The 15,367-nt window shown below is 62.5% G+C and carries 13 protein-coding genes; 3 read left to right on the top strand and 10 right to left on the bottom strand.

The features are described from left to right. Window positions 1-62 precede the first annotated feature (62 nt). From I5S59_RS00570 to I5S59_RS00560, 3 genes are all read left to right on the top strand, one after another. Window positions 63-1,145: a BMP family ABC transporter substrate-binding protein gene (locus I5S59_RS00570; protein ID WP_197874906.1), complete on the top strand. Its 1,083-nt coding sequence runs from the start codon at window positions 63-65 to the stop codon at window positions 1,143-1,145. An 87-nt stretch (window positions 1,146-1,232) separates the two neighbouring features. After that, window positions 1,233-2,198, top strand: coding sequence for an isopenicillin N synthase family dioxygenase (locus I5S59_RS00565; protein ID WP_197874905.1), 966 nt, complete (start codon window positions 1,233-1,235; stop codon window positions 2,196-2,198). A gap of 92 nt (window positions 2,199-2,290) precedes the next feature. After that, the gene (locus tag I5S59_RS00560) at window positions 2,291-3,082 is read left to right on the top strand and encodes an outer membrane protein OmpK (RefSeq protein WP_197874904.1); all 792 of its coding nucleotides are present in this window, start codon (window positions 2,291-2,293) and stop codon (window positions 3,080-3,082) included. 75 nt (window positions 3,083-3,157) lie between these two features. On the opposite strand, the gene I5S59_RS00555 is transcribed toward I5S59_RS00560, so the two are convergent. The 10 genes from I5S59_RS00555 to I5S59_RS00510 form a co-directional block, all read right to left on the bottom strand. Then, the gene (locus I5S59_RS00555) at window positions 3,158-3,874 is read right to left on the bottom strand and encodes a glycosyltransferase family 25 protein (RefSeq protein ID WP_197874903.1); all 717 of its coding nucleotides are present in this window, start codon (window positions 3,872-3,874) and stop codon (window positions 3,158-3,160) included. A 33-nt stretch (window positions 3,875-3,907) separates the two neighbouring features. Then, on the bottom strand, window positions 3,908-5,278 hold the full coding sequence (locus tag I5S59_RS00550) for an oligosaccharide flippase family protein (protein WP_197874901.1): 1,371 nt from the start codon (window positions 5,276-5,278) through the stop codon (window positions 3,908-3,910). 23 nt (window positions 5,279-5,301) lie between these two features. Then, complete coding sequence (locus tag I5S59_RS00545) at window positions 5,302-6,138, bottom strand: helix-turn-helix transcriptional regulator (protein ID WP_197874900.1); 837 nt, start codon at window positions 6,136-6,138, stop codon at window positions 5,302-5,304. 28 nt (window positions 6,139-6,166) lie between these two features. Beyond that, window positions 6,167-7,648 (bottom strand): aldehyde dehydrogenase family protein, encoded by a 1,482-nt coding sequence (locus I5S59_RS00540; RefSeq protein WP_197874899.1) that lies wholly within the window; start codon window positions 7,646-7,648, stop codon window positions 6,167-6,169. A gap of 54 nt (window positions 7,649-7,702) precedes the next feature. Beyond that, window positions 7,703-8,746, bottom strand: a complete 1,044-nt coding sequence (locus tag I5S59_RS00535) for an alcohol dehydrogenase catalytic domain-containing protein (protein WP_197874898.1) — start codon at window positions 8,744-8,746, stop codon at window positions 7,703-7,705. A 91-nt stretch (window positions 8,747-8,837) separates the two neighbouring features. Next, a complete protein-coding gene (locus I5S59_RS00530) occupies window positions 8,838-9,425 on the bottom strand; it encodes a hypothetical protein (RefSeq protein ID WP_197874897.1) in 588 nt (195 codons plus the stop codon). An 18-nt stretch (window positions 9,426-9,443) separates the two neighbouring features. After that, a complete protein-coding gene (locus tag I5S59_RS00525; protein WP_197874896.1) occupies window positions 9,444-10,880 on the bottom strand; it encodes an APC family permease in 1,437 nt (478 codons plus the stop codon). Between the two features lie 247 nt (window positions 10,881-11,127). Then, complete coding sequence (locus I5S59_RS00520) at window positions 11,128-12,468, bottom strand: MFS transporter (RefSeq protein WP_232239505.1); 1,341 nt, start codon at window positions 12,466-12,468, stop codon at window positions 11,128-11,130. 53 nt (window positions 12,469-12,521) lie between these two features. Further along, window positions 12,522-14,057, bottom strand: a complete 1,536-nt coding sequence (locus tag I5S59_RS00515) for a class I adenylate-forming enzyme family protein (RefSeq protein ID WP_197874895.1) — start codon at window positions 14,055-14,057, stop codon at window positions 12,522-12,524. A gap of 2 nt (window positions 14,058-14,059) precedes the next feature. After that, window positions 14,060-15,238, bottom strand: a complete 1,179-nt coding sequence (locus tag I5S59_RS00510) for an acetyl-CoA acetyltransferase (RefSeq protein ID WP_197874894.1) — start codon at window positions 15,236-15,238, stop codon at window positions 14,060-14,062. Window positions 15,239-15,367: the final 129 nt, after the last annotated feature.

Below are 15,367 nucleotides of genomic sequence, written 5' to 3'. Positions count from 1 at the left end.
AACACGGCTATCGCCACCTTCGGCCCAGAAGAACAACACGACCCACACGGAGCCCCACCCTTATGTCCATCCCTTCCCTCAAGCGTCTGGTACTCGGTGTCGCCGCGGCCATTGGCCTGACCGCCACCCTTGGCGCTCACGCCGCCGACCCGCTCAAGGTCGGTTTCGTCTACATCGGCCCGATCGGCGACCACGGCTGGACCTACCAGCACGAGCAAGGCCGCCAGGCGCTGATCAAGCAGTTCGGTGACAAGGTCCAGACCAGCTTCGTCGAGAACGTGGCCGAGGGCGCCGACGCCGAACGGGTGATCCGCAACATGGCCAAGGGCGGCTACGACCTGGTGTTCACCACCTCATTCGGCTACATGAACCCGACTGCCAAGGTCGCCAAGCAATTCCCCAAAGCCACCTTCGAGCACGCCACCGGCTACAAGCAGGACAAGAACCTCGGCACCTACCTGTCGACCTCCTATGAAGGCCGCTACGTCGGTGGCTTCCTGGCCGCCAAAATGACCAAGAGCAAGAAGATCGGCTACATCGCCTCCTTCCCGATTCCGGAAGTGATCCGCGACATCAACGCCATCCAGCTGGCCCTGGACAAGTACAACCCGGGCACTGAAATCAAGGTGGTGTGGGTCAACTCCTGGTTCGATCCGGGCAAAGAAGCCGACGCGGCCAACGCCCTCATCGACCAGGGTGTCGACGTGGTGTTCCAGCACACCGACAGCCCGGCGCCGATCCAGACCGCCGAACGTCGTGGCGTCTACGCCATCGGCTATGCCTCGGACATGGCGCACTTCGGTCCGAAGGCGGTGCTGACCTCCATCGTCAACAACTGGGGCCCGCACTACATCCGCAGCACCCAGGCAGTGATCGACGGCACCTGGAAATCCCAGGACTACTGGGGCGGCCTGGCTGAAGGCACCATCGAGCTGCCGATCAGCCCGCTGGTACCGGCGGACGTCAAAACCGAAGCCGAGCAGATCATCGCGGGCATCAAGGATGGCTCGTTCCACCCCTTCGCCGGCCCGATCCTCGACCAGAAAGGCGAGGTGCGCATTGCCGCTGGCAGCGTGGCCAGCAACGCCGAACTGGCAGGCATGAACTACTACGTCAAAGGCATCACCGCGCAAATGCCGCAGTAAACCCCGTTACCCGGGCGTCCTTCGGCGCCCGTTCCGCTGCCCTGGGTACGAGAAGACTCGCAGCACCTGCCCCCACCAGGAGCAACCATGAAGACACTGCCGATCATCGATATCGCCCCGCTCTATGCCAACGACCCCGACGCCTGGATGGTCGTTGCCCAGCAGATTGACCATGCCTGCCGTGAGTGGGGGTTTTACTACATCAAGGGCCATCCGATTTCGCCGTCGCGCATCGCCGAGCTGAAGGCCGCCGCCGAGGACTTTTTCGCCCGCCCGGCCGAAGAAAAGCTGCGCATCGACATTACCCGCACGGTCCACCACCGGGGTTACGGCGCCGTTGCCACCGAACAACTGGACCCGAGCAAACCGAGCGACCTGAAAGAAACCTTCGACATGGGCTTTCACCTCGCCGCCGAGCACCCTGACGTACAGGCCGGTAAACCCCTGCGCGGGCCCAACCTGCACCCGGCCATTCCCGGCTGGGAAGCGTTGATGCAGCGTCATTACGAAGATATGCACGCGATGTCGCTGACCCTGTTGCGTGCCATGGCGCTGGCCCTGGGGATCGAAGAAGACTTCTTCGACCGGCGCTTCGCCGACCCGATCAGTGTGCTGCGCATGATCCACTACCCGCCCCGCCAGACCGCCAGCAGCGCCGAGCAACAGGGGGCCGGCGCGCACACCGACTATGGCTGCATCACCCTGCTGTACCAGGACGCCACCGGCGGCCTGCAGGTGCAGGATGTGCGTGGCGAATGGATCGACGCGCCGCCGATTGCCGACACCTACGTGGTGAACATCGGCGACATGATGGCGCGCTGGAGCAACGATCGCTACAAGTCCACCCCGCACCGGGTAGTCAGCCCGTTGGGGCTCGACCGCTACTCCATGCCGTTTTTCGCCGAACCGCACCCGGACACCGAGATCAGCTGCCTGCCCGGCTGCCAGAGCCCTGAATACCCCGCCAAGTACGCGCCGATTTCCTGCAGCGACTACATGCTCTCGCGCTTTGCCGAGACCTACGCCTACCGCCGCGAAGAAGTAGATGCCTGAGTCAAGGCACGCCACAGATTGGCGCAGCACTGCGCCAATTGACCAACACGACAGGTTCAGAGAAACCTACCCCCATGATTAGGAGCGCGTTAATGAAGTGCACCACCCCCTCGCTACTGCTGCTCGGCAGCCTGTTTGCCGCCCAGCACAGCCAAGCCGGCGACCTGCTGCAATGGCAGGACAACAGCCTGACCTACCTGAACGGCGTCGACTTCACCGTCGATCCTCCCAAGCAGCAAACCGTGACCTTCGAGCATGCCAGCGGCTGGAGCTTTGGTGACCTGTTCATGTTCGTCGACGGCATCAAATACAACACCGACGCCACCAACGGCGCTGGCGATGGCCATACCTTCTACGGCGAGTTCAGCCCGCGGTTTTCCCTGAGCAAGCTGACCGGCACCAATTTCTCCTACGGGCCGATCAAGGACGTGCTGCTGTCCACCACCTATGAGTTTGGCGAGGACGATGTCGAGGCGTACCTGATCGGCCCGGCGGTTGACCTGAACATTCCGGGCTTCGACTACTTCCAGCTCAACACCTACCTGCGCACGCCGGACGGCAAACGCGACGGCAACAACGTCTGGCAGATTACCCCGGTGTGGAGCTACACCATCCCGGTCGGCAATTCGGACCTGGTGATCGACGGCTTCATGGACTGGGTGGTGGACAACGACAAGAGCTACCACGCCAACCTGCACTTCAACCCGCAGATCAAGTACGACGTAGCCAAGGCGTTCGGCTACGGCAAGAAGGTGTATGTCGGGGTCGAGTACGACTACTGGAGCAACAAGTACGGGATCGATGACGATGGCTTCGTGGGCTCGGAAATTCTCGGTGGCACCGACCAGAGCGCCATCAGCCTGCTGATCAAAGCTCACTTCTGATGCATTCGCGGGTAAACCCGCTCCCACAAGGATTGCATTTGTCCCCTGTGGGAGCGGGTTTACCCGCGAAAGCGACTAACGCGTCACTCTCAGGCGTTTGGCTTTTACCCTTCTGAGCATGTCCATGAGCGGGCGCAGGAACATCAGCCGGTCGAGGATGGACAGGTCGTGCAGGTCGGTGCGCGACGGGCGCTGGTAGCCCAGGTTCCAGGTGAAGTAATACGCCGCGATATCCTTGTTCTTGTGAATCAGGGTATTGAGCGCAGCGTCAAAATGCATCGAACCACCGTCAGGATGCCCCGGCGGACGCTCCTTCACCTGCACCAGAAAATCCCTCAGGGTCTCGAAGCATCGGGCATTGATCGCATAGAAATGGGTCAGGTGAATCGGCCGGTCGACCTGTTTCCAGCCGGGTGAATTCGAATCGACATCAAACGGATGCCCAAAATACAGGACATCCCACTCCATCCCCTGCAACGACTCGACAGCCTTGCGGCCATGCTCGGCGATGGCCCTGGAAAACTGGATGTCGTCTTCCATGACCAGGACGTTTTTCGCGTTCAGGCGCATGGCTTCTTCCAGCACCCCCAGGTGACTTAAAAAGCAGCCCCGAACACCAATGCTCGGGAAGCCTTTGCCTTCACTGACCGTAATCGCCTTGAAGAAGCCGGTTTTTTCGCCGTCAATGCCAAAGCCGTTGCGCGCGAACTCTTCTTCGGTTTCCAACCGGCGGTCCTTGCGTGACGCCATGTTGATGATTCTTGCCCGATCAAAATACTCGATCACATTCATGTGCCAGGTCCTCAGACGCCCATTAGCCTGCATTCAGGCAAAAAGTCGGGTTACAAAAGCCCCGGCCAAGGCACCGAGCACCATAAAGGGCAGCACCACCAGTTCACGTTTGATGCTCAGCATGCCCAGCTGGTGGCTGACCTTGAAGATCAGGAACAGCGTGAAGTAGGTATGCAGGGCCACGCCCCAAAGCCCCCAGGTCACCCCGCCGATGGCCAGCAGCAACGGCAACAGGGTGAACAGCGCCACCACCCGGATGATGTTGTCCATGGCCATGTACTTGGTCAGCCCGAGGGCCATCCAGATCTGGTGCGTAAGGCTGTAGCGCAAGGTAAAGAACGACAGCGAGAGGATCGCCATCATCTCGCCGGCGCCGGCATAGCGCGCGTCGTACAGCCAGCCGATGATCAACGGGCTGGCGGTCAGCAAGAAGCCGCAGGCGAACAGCGAAACGAAGTCGAACAGCAGGCGGAAGCGAAAGTACAGCTTGCGCAGCCGGTCCATGTCGCCACTGCGCGCCGCCTCACTGAAGGCCGGCAAGGCGACCGCCCCGGCCAGGCGCAACAGGCTGGTCTGGATCGCCAGCAGAATGCCCACGGCGATGGAGTACACCCCGAGCTCGGCCACGGTCATGGTGCCGCCGAACCAGATCCGGTCACCCTGCATGGCCAGCACCCCTACCGCCGACGACAGCAGGATCCAGCGGCCGTAGTTGAAGATCTCGCGAAAGGCCTCGGGGTCCCACTGTATGCGGTTTCTCGGGCCCTGGAACATGGTGTGGCTGAGCACGGTCAGCACCAGGGTACTGACAAGCCCCGAGGCCACCATCGACCAGATCGAGCGGGTCAGGTAGCCGGCCACCAGCATCACCACCAGGCCGGCAATCTGCGAAATCAGCTCGGCGAGCACCACCCGTTTTTGCTGGAACAACCGGATGGCCACGTCGATGTTCGTCGACTGGAAGGCATACAGAATGGCGAAGAACCCGGTAACGGCCAGCACCAGCGGCAGCTGCGGGTCGGCATAGGTGGAATGGGCGGGCCACAGTTCCATCTGCTGGGTGACCCAGGAGGTCAGCGCCACCAGTTGCATCACCACAAACAGGGTAAAGCCGCGAATGATCTGCACGGTCCAGATGGTGTTGAGGAACGCCGGATCGTCGCCACGCGCACTCTGGATGACGTTCTGTCGCAAACCGACATCGGACAGCAGCAACAACAGCACCGACACGGCGGTGGCGATGGCCATCAGGCCGAACATCTCCGGTATCAGCAAACGGGTGACGACCAGGTTACCACCCAGGCGTATCACCTGAGAGGCCAGGATAGACCCGATATTCAACGCCCCGGCCCAGATAACACGCCTGCGAAGGCTCTGCGGTGACGACAACTCTATCGTAGACATAGCAGCATCCCTGACCCCGTTTTTTAGACGTTACTATAGTCTCGATCTGCCATGCTGCTAGGGCGTCTGGACGATTCCCCCTTGATCGCCTGGATGAAAAGGGCCAGCAACTCAGACTGGCTGCCGATCTCCAGTTTTTCATAAAGATTCTTGCGGTGAACCTTGACCGTCGCCGGGCTGATCCGCAGTTTCTGCGCAATCGATTGGCTGGAGTGTCCCTGCAGCAACAGCCTGACCACTTCACACTCGCGCTCGGTCAATAAACCCCGGCCGAAGTTGGCAAACGCCTCCTGGACCAGGTGGTCGTGTTCATCCACGGGCCGCTCGGCCGCCAGGCTGTTTGCCTCCCAGGCGGCGCGCACGGCGGCACTGACCACCGGCATGGCACTCTCCAGTTGCCTGATTTCATCCTCGTGAAAGCGCGTGCGCCCGCGGCGGCGCATCAGCGACAGCACGGCATGGGTATCGGCCCGCAGGGTGATGAAAAACCCGACCTCTTCACACAAGCCGAGGTGGTGGTAATAGGTCAGGAAGTATTCGCTGTTGTAGAACTGGTCCGGCGCCAGCTGGCGCATGCTGTACACGCCCTCTGACTGTGCCGGATGACCCGCCAGGTAGAACGGGTCGAGCAGATAGGGGCCGGTCTGGTACTCGTCGATGAAGATGCAGCGCTGTTCGTCGGTAAAGGTGTCGAACAGCGATAACGGGCGATAGCTGCCTTCATAGACGAACAAAACGAAGTGATCGGTAATGCTCAGGCGCCGCAACCAGGCGGCAAGCGCCTGCAGTTGCTGGCGCCCGGCCGGGTGCGCGAGCACATCGACGACGCTGCGGGTCCAGTCAGTCAGGTGCATTTGCATGTCGACAAGCCTCCTTGCGCCCCAGGGCTTATTTCAGGTACCAGCCCCAAGCCTGGTCACTGTCGTAGCGGGTAATCTGCTTGACCTCCAGGTAGTTGTTCAAGCCCCACTCGCCCAGCTCGCGGCCGATACCACTGTGCTTATAGCCGCCCCAGGGCACTTCGGTGAAGGTGGGTTGCGAGCAATTGATCCAGACGATGCCGGCACGCAGCTTGCGGGCAACCCGCTCGGCGCGCGCCAAGTCCTTGGACATCACTGCCGCCGCCAGGCCGAAACGCGAATTGTTGGCAGAGCGCACGGCCTCCAGCTCATCGTCGAACGCGCGGATACACACCACCGGGCCGAAGATTTCTTCACGCCAGATCCAGCTGTCTTGCGGCACATCGGCAAAGATGGTCGGCTGCAGGTAGAAACCCTTGTCAAAGCCGGCCGGACGCGCACCGCCGTACACCAGACGAGCGCCCTCCTCCTGCCCGGCGGTAATCGCGGTGAGTACCTTGTCGTACTGCCCCTTGCTGACCAGCGGCCCGAGCAGCACGCCGGCGTCCATGCCGTGACCGATGTGGACCTTGGCGGCTTCCTCCTTCAGCCGTTCAAGCAACGGCGCATACAGCTCGCGCTGAACCAGCACGCGCGAGGTGGCGGAACACACCTGGCCCTGGTTCCAGAAAATGCCGAACATGATCCATTCGACGGCCGCTTCGATATCGCTGTCGGCAAAGATGATGAACGGCGACTTGCCGCCCAGCTCCAGGCTGATGTTTTTGATGTCGCGGGCGGCCGCCTGCATGATGCGGCTGCCGGTGGGTACGCTGCCGGTGAACGCCAGCTTGTCGATCCCCGGGTGCTCGGCCAGCGCGGCGCCGGCGTCCTGGCCCAAGCCCGGCAACACGTTCAACACCCCGGCCGGCAGCCCGGCGGCATCGGCAATACGTGCCAGTTCCAGCGCGGTCAGCGGCGTCAGCTCGGACGGTTTGAGCACCATGCAGCAACCGGCTGCCAGGGCCGGTGCAACTTTCCAGGCGGCCATCAGCATGGGGAAGTTCCACGGGATGATGGCCCCGGCGACACCCACCGGCTCCTTGCGCACCACCGCACTGAAACGCTCATCGGCCAGCGCGACAGCATGCTCCTGGTTGCTGTCCAGGCCTTCGGCAAGGTCGGCATAAAAATCGAAGCAGCCGGCGGTATCGCCGATGTCCCACAGCGCCTCGGGCAGCGGTTTGCCGTTGTCGCGCACCTCAAGTTCAGCCAGTTCCTGCTGCCGGTCGCGGATGCCTTGCGCCATCCGGCGCAGCACGACAGCACGGGCCGAACCGCTCATCTGCGGCCAGGGCCCTTCATCGAACGCCTCACGGGCAGCCTGCACGGCCAGGTCGACATCGGCGGCGCTGGCAGCGGCGACCCGGGCGATCAGCGTTTCATTGCTCGGGTCGAGGGTGTCGAAGGTCCCGCCCTTGATCGGGTCCACCCAGTGGCCATTGATGTAAAGCTGAGTATCGGCATTCATGCTTGCGCTCCAGATAAACAACGCGGTGGGCCTTATGCACCCACCGCGCCGGGGTCAGGAAATTTTCAACACTTTGCGGCCTACCACCGTCCCTTGGCGAATCCGGTCGAAGATTTCGCCGATCTCTTCCAGGGTGGTCAGGCTCGCCTCGACCTTGACCAGGCCATTGGCAGCAAACTCCACCGCCTCATGCAGGTCCTGGCGGGTGCCGACGTTGGAGCCGCGGATCGACAGCTCCCAGTTAACGATACGGTCGATGGAACTGCGCACTTCATCCGCCGCGCCGCCCGGCTGACCAATGTAGATCGCCGTGCCGCCCGGACGCAGCAATTTCACTGCCAACTCGAACGCCTTGTTCGAGGTCGCCGTCACCAGCACGCCGTGCACGCCACCGAGTTCGGCATGGATGGCACTTTCCGGGTCTTTCAGTACGTTGTACACACGCTCGGCACCCAGGCGATGGGCCAGCTCCAGTTTCTCGTCGCTGACATCACCGGCGACCACCCGCAGCCCCATGGCCTTGGCATACTGCACGGCAACGTGGCCCAGGCCGCCAATGCCGATTACGGCCATCCATTGCCCCGGGCGCGCCCCGGAGCGCTTCAGCCCCCGGTAGGTGGTAACCCCGGCGCAGAGGATCGGCGCCAGCGCGTACAAATCAGCGCCTTCCGGCACCTTAGCGACAAACGCCGCCGGCGCGATCATGTACTCGGCATAACCGCCAGGCTTGGTATAGCCGGTGGCCTCGCCTTGCTTGCAGATGGTTTCCATCCCCGCCCGGCAGTACTCGCAGGCGCCACAGGCGCTGTACATCCAGGGCACACCGACGGTATCGCCTACCGCGTAGCCGCTCACCCCTTCGCCTAACGCGGCGATGTGCCCGGTGACTTCATGGCCGGGAATCAGCGGCAGGTTCGGCGGGCTTGGCCAGTCGCCGTCGCAGGCATGCACATCGCTGTGGCACACACCGCAGGCCACCACCTTGATTAGAATTTCGCCGATCCCCGGTACCGGTACCGGCACCTGCTCAAGGTTCAGCGGCCCGCCCAGCTCACGGAGTACGGCGGCGGTCATGGTTTGCTTGTTCGATTCCAGCATGGCGACATCCTCATGAAGTCATTTTTTGGCAACACAGGTCCCTCACGCACAGGCCGCAGCCTGTGCACGGTTGACCGATTGATTGCGACGCTCAGCTTGCGAGTGCTATTGCACTGTTGGCTTGGAGAATCAAAGAAATTTCGTGAATCAGCAGCACCGTGCTGTCCACCTCTGCGGGGGTCGGCTGGCGCCCGTATTTAACCGGCGGTATGAGCATCCACACGAAGTCGCCGTAGTTGGGACGCAGCACCACCTCGCAGCAGTGCTCGGCGGCGTGGTAATGGATACTCAATTCCCCGAGTTCCATGGCCATGCACAGTGGCAGCAGCACCTCACTGGCGTTCAGCTGCTCGCACAAGGCACTGCTGTGCGCCGGCCCGACAAACCCGGCGGTTCGGTTCGACGGTTTCCAGCCGCGGTAACGCAGGCGGATCACCGTCGACGTGGTGCCCAGGTCCACCGCCACCTTCCAGCGCCAGCGGCAGGTGTAGATGCGGCCAATCAGCTTGCTGGACAGCCGATGCTCAAGCACCAGGTCATCCGCTGCCAGGCGATGGTCAAGGCCCGCCACCTCGCGTTCGCCTTCGGTAGCCTCAGGCCCGATGTAGGCGTCAAAGCGTGAAACCGTATCGCGCAGCATCTGTTGCGCGCGGCGGTCGATGATCGAATAGAGATCCATGTGCACTCCGGCGTCGGCTTACTGGCGTTTCAACTGGGCGAGCAAGGCATTCTCGGCGCCATCACCTGGCTCATCGATCGACTCCGAACGATGCACAATGCGGCGCAGTACCTCTTCCAGCGGCACCGGCTGGAACAGGGCCTGCCCGGTCTTCTTCAGGTAAATGACCCCAAACGCCAGGATCAACGCCGAGCACACCACGGCGATGCCGAGGACCTGGGTGTCTGCCACCAGCGAACCGATCATGTACAGGCACGCGGCGATACCGACCAGTTGCGGCAGCGGGTAAAGCGGCGTTTTGAACGGACGGTGGGCATTGGGGTATTTGGCGCGCAGCACCAGCACGTTCACTTGCGCAATCAGGTACGACATCAACCAGGTGGTGCAGGCAACGCTGATCATCATGGTGATCAGGGCGATGTCGGCATGGTTGGCCATGGCATACAGCAACACGATGAGGATCAACGCCACCACGAAGAAAATGCTGAACCAGGGCGTTCTGGCCGTCGGGTGCAGCCAGGAGAAAATCTTTGGCAGCATGCCTTCGCGCGACAGGCCGTAGAGCATGCGCGGCACTGCAATCAGGTAGGTGTCGCAAGTGGTCACCGCTGCCAGGATCGAGATGCTGCCCATCAGGATCAGACCGGGTTGCCCGAGCATCGCCGCTGCGCCGTCGACATGCGGGATGGTCGATGCGGCCAGCTCTTCCAGCGACAGGTAGCGGGTGATGCTCAAGCCGAACAGCAGGTCGACCAGCCAGATACTGGCGCAGCCGAAAATCATCGCCAGGGGGATGGTGCGCCCCGGGTTCTTGACCTCTTCGGCCAGGGGGGCGACGAATTCCATGCCGATGAACAGCCAGATCGCCAGGCTCAGGTGGCCAAGCTGGTCTTGCCAGGAAATCACCGAGAACGCCGGTTGCTCGGCCAGTTGCGGCGCGGTTTGAAAGCCGGACAAGCCCCAGACGCCCACCAGGCCCAGCATCAGCATCATGGCGATGGCCAGCGTCGTTTGCACCCGCCCGAACAGGTCCACGCCCTTGAGGTTGATGGCCACCAGCACCGCAAGGATACCCAGGGAAAACAGGTACCAGGGCATGCCGGTCAAGCGTTCCAGCGACTGGCCGCCGATGATCATGTTGGTACCGCCGTCGGTGCCGACCAGCACGATGTAGCCGGCGAGCACCGCAAACAGCGCCGGCAGTTTGCCCAGTGCCGGCAGCGTGTACTCCCCCACCATGCCGGCGCCCGGCAGCATCGCGGCCAGCTCGGAATAGGACATGGCGATGCACAGGATCACCACCAGCGCCAACAGCGCCACCACACTGAAAGCGGGCCCGGACACCCCGTAGCCGTTACCCAGCGCTACCATGGCCGTCCCTGAAACCACCAGGCCCACCGACGTGGAGTAGGCCGCCCAGAACCCCAGGCTTCGGCTCAACTTCAAACTACTCATAACGCACCCCTCCACTGTTGTTTTTTTAATGAAAAGCGGTGTGACGTAAACAGTACGTGGGGGTAACGCTATCAATGCGGGCTTGCGGCTGTACATACACCGCTGGGGGTAGATGGGAAACTGTCTTTCTGGACGTTGTCCAAGTGAGCGCTGCGCGCTCAATCGCAGGCTGTCGCCAGCTCCCACCATGTGTGTGTTTGTAGGAGCTGGCGACAGCCTGCGATCGAGCGCGAAGCGGTCGCCAGCGCTACAACACGCTGCCCGCCAGCCTCACATCCAGCGGCGCCGGCTGCGATTCGGTAGCACTGTGGCAGGCAACAAAGTCCTCCTTGCGCAACACCACCAGGGCAATCAGCGACACCACGCCGGTACCGATATAGAAGTACCAGGGCGAGGAAATATCCCCGGTCTGCTGAATCAGCCAGGTCGAAATCAACGGCGCACTGCCGCCAAACACCGCCACCGGAATGTTGTACGCCACGGCAATACCCGTGGAACGAATGCGCGTCGGCAGCAGTTCACTCATGGTCGCGTAGGTAGACGACGCGTACAGCCCGAACAGGATCGCCACCGCCATCAGCGGGAAAAAGAACGAGCCCGCCGTGGCCGTGGGGGCGGCCTTGAAGAACCAGTACATCGCCAGCGTCGCCAGCACGCCCACCACCATCAGGAACGGCTTGCGCCCATAGCGGTCGGTGAACATGCCGCCAAAGGGCATGACGAACGCCGCCGTCAGGCTGGCAATGAACACGTAGAGCAGCGTAGTACCACTGTCGAACTTGAGGATGCGCGACATGTAGGTCGAGGCAAAGGTCAGCACAAGGTAAAAGATCGAGCTGTGCAGGGTGATGATGAAAAACACCAGGGTGATCGCCCGCTTCCACTGCCACACTTCACGCAGCGGCGCCTTGGAGGTTTCCCCGGCTTTTTGCAGGGCGAGAAACTCCGGGCTGTCTTCCAGCTTGAGGCGGATGTACATGGAGATCAGGCCCATCGGCCCGGCAACCAGAAACGGAATGCGCCAGCCCCATTCCTGCATCAGCTCGGCACCCAATGCCCAGGTCATGCCGTTGGCGACCACGCCGCCGAGCACCAGCCCCAACACTGCGGTGACCATCAGCCAGCAAGTGGAAAAGCCCCGGCGCCCCGGCCCCGCGTACTCGGAAATGAAACTGGTAATGGTGCCGATCTCGCCACCGGCAGAGAAGCCCTGCACGCAGCGGATCAGCACCAACAGGATCGGTGCGGCGATGCCGATGGAGGCATAGGTGGGCAGCATGCCCAACAGGCAGGTGGAACCGGCCATCATCACCAGCACGGTGATCAGGGTTTTGCGCCGGCCGATCTTGTCAGCCAGCGGGCCGAAGAACAGCCCGCCCAATGGCCGGATAAAGAAGCTCAAGGCAAAAGCGGCAAAGCTGCTGAGCAAACTGGTGGTCGGGTCATCGGAGACGAAAAACGCCTGGCCGATGTACACCGCCAGAAAGCCGTACACGCCGTAGTCGTACCACTCGATAAGGTGCCCCGAGGTCGCACCGATAAAGGCGCGCCGCCGTTGCCGGGCCGGGTTGTGCTGTTGCGTTGCCATAGCTGTATTCCTGTCTTGTTCTTATTGATGGAAACCAGGTGTGAAGGAGCCTTTCACGAAATCGCGGCAGTGCTTGCGGCCTCCTTGAGCCAGTGACGCAGTTCGGTCTTGAGCACCTTGCCGTAGCTGTTCTTCGGCAGTTCGGTGCGGAACAGGTATTTCTTCGGTTTCTTGAACGAAGCCATGCGTGCGGTGAACCAGGCCGTGAGTACGTGCTCATCCAGCAGTCGCTCATCGCGGGCAACCACAAAGGCCACCACCGACTCGCCCCACTCGGCATCGGCCTCGCCCACCACACACACTTCGAACACGTCGGGGTGCAAGGCCAGCACCTCTTCCACCTCGCGCGGGTACACGTTGCTGCCGCCAGAAATGATCACGTCCTTGCAGCGGTCGGTGAGGGTCAGGTAGCCGCGTTCGTCGAAATAGCCGATGTCGCCGGTCAGCAGCCAGCCATCGACCAGCGTCTCGCGACTGGCGGCTTCGTTGCGCCAGTAGCCGTGCATCACGGTCGGCCCGCGCACCACGATCTGCCCGGGTTGCCCGGCGGCCAGCGGACACAGGTCGGCGTCGACGACGCGTACATCCACGCAGGCATGCGCCAGCCCCACGGACGAGGCGATACGCGCCCAGTCCGGGTGCTGACGATCGGCAACCACCTCGCGGGGCAAGGCGCTGATGGTCATCGGGCTCTCGCCCTGGCCGTAGATCTGCACCAATCGCGGGCCGAAGGTATCGACGGCGTCCTGCAGGTCGGCCAGGTACATCGGCGCGCCACCGTAGACGATGGTCTTGATCCCTTCCCCGCCGTACCCGGTCAGGCGCGCCTGTTCGACCAGGCGCTTGACCATGGTCGGCGCGGCAAACAGCGAAACCTCACCGAGGCCGCTGGCGAGCTCGAACACTTCTTCGGCCTTGAACCCACGGGACTCCGGCACCACATGCCGGGCGCCGCAACGCACATGAATGAAGTTGTACAAGCCCGCGCCATGGGACATCGGCGCGGCGTACACCACCGCCTCATGGCCGCTGAGCACATCGACGTCCAACGAATAGCACAAGGACATCGCCGTCAGATTGCCGTGCGAGAGCATCACCCCTTTCGAGCGCCCGGTGGTGCCCGAGGTGTAGAACAGCCAGGCCAGGTGATCGGCGTCGCAGGTGTACGGCGTGGCCAGTGCAGCGCCGACGCCCTCGACGACGCGCCCGTGACCGGCCTGCTCGCGGCAGTCGCCCGCCAGTTCACCGGGGGCGAACACCTGGCCGTCATCGGTAAAGATCAACCGTGCCTGGGCGTTGTCGGCGATCCAGCCGGCCTCGCTGCGGTGCAGCTTGCAATTGATCGGCACCGTTACCGCGCCGATCCACCACACGGCGTACATCAGCTCCAGGTACTCGCAGCAGTTCTTCATGAACAGCGCCACACGATCACCCGGTTCAACCCCGTGTTCGTGGATCAGCTGATACGCCAGGCCGCGCACGTTGGCGGCAAAGGTCTGGTAATCGGCAATCTGCGTTTGCCCCGCAAACAGCGCCGGGCGTTCTGGCCAGCGCTGGGCGGCGCTGTGCAACCAATTGGCAATGTTCACACTCACGCCCTCCGTGCCTGAAGCACCGAGGCGTAGTTGGCCACCGCCATACCGCCCATGTTGAACAGCAACCCGAACTCGGCATTTGGCGCCGCCAGTCCGATCGGGTTGCCGGTCAGTTGCCCGAACGCCAGGGCATGCATCGATACGCCCGTCGCCCCCACCGGGTGCCCTTTGGCCTTGAGCCCGCCGGAAAGGTTCACCGGCAGCGTGCCGCCGTGCTGGACGATGCCCTCCTCCAGCGCCCGATGGCCCTGCCCATGCGGGGCCAGGCCCATGGCTTCGTAGATCAGCAGTTCGGCGATGGTGAAGCAGTCGTGCACCTCGGCAAAGTCCAGGTCGTTCAAGGTCACCTGCGCCTTGCCCAGGGCGGATTGAATCGCTCGCTGCGGCCCCTCAAAGGCCAGCAGGTTGCGCTGCGACAACGGCAGGAAATCGTTGACCTGCACCAGGCTCCTGATTGCCACTTCGCGGCGGAACTGCCGGGCACGCGCCGGCGAGGCCAGCACAATTGCCGCCGCGCCATCGGTGACCAGCGAACAGTCGGTCAAGCGCAGTGGCCTGGCGATGTAGGGATTGCTTTCAGATACCGTGTTGCAGTGCTCAAAACTCATCGCCTTGTGCATCTGCGCCAGGGGGTTGCTCATGGCATTGGCGTGGTTCTTTGCGGCAATCGCCGCCATGGCCGAAAGCGGGCTCTGGTACTGCTGCTCGTAGCGCGCCGCCGCCAGCCCGAACAGCTGTGGGAAACTCAGCCCGGCTTCTTCCGCATCGTGCTGATAGCCCGCCCCGGCCAGGGCCGTGGTGACGTGCGCGGTGGAGTTGCAGGTCATCTTCTCTGCGCCCACCACCAGCCCCAGCTCAGCGCTGCCGGACAAGATCGCATTGATCCCCGCCTGAATCGCCGCCGAGCCCGAGGCACAGGCATTCTCGCAACGCGTAGCGGGCTTGAAGCGAAGCGCCGGGTCGGCCTGCAACATCAGCGACGCCGCAAAACCGTCCGGCACCAGCCCGGAGTTGAAGTGGCCGAGAAACAGCGCGTCGATTTCCGACGCGTCCACCTGCGCATCCGCCAGGGCGGCACGAGTGCCATCGACAATCAGGTCTTCGAGGGTGGCATCGGTCAAGCGGCCAAAGCGCGAATGCGCGGCGGCGACGATGCTGACGGAATCGCTAGCCATGGTTTTTATCCTTCTGGTTGAACAGGCGCTCCTTACAATGGCCCCAACCTTGAAGCCCTCGCTATTCGTGCAACTACGTATAGGGATGAGTATCCCGACTGGTGGATACTGCAGGGCGAAAACTCACAA

The organism is Pseudomonas alkylphenolica (assembly GCF_016009175.1).
In the GTDB taxonomy this organism is placed as follows: Bacteria; Pseudomonadota; Gammaproteobacteria; order Pseudomonadales; family Pseudomonadaceae; genus Aquipseudomonas; species Aquipseudomonas alkylphenolica_B.
This window is presented reverse-complemented; position numbering and strand designations above follow the sequence as displayed.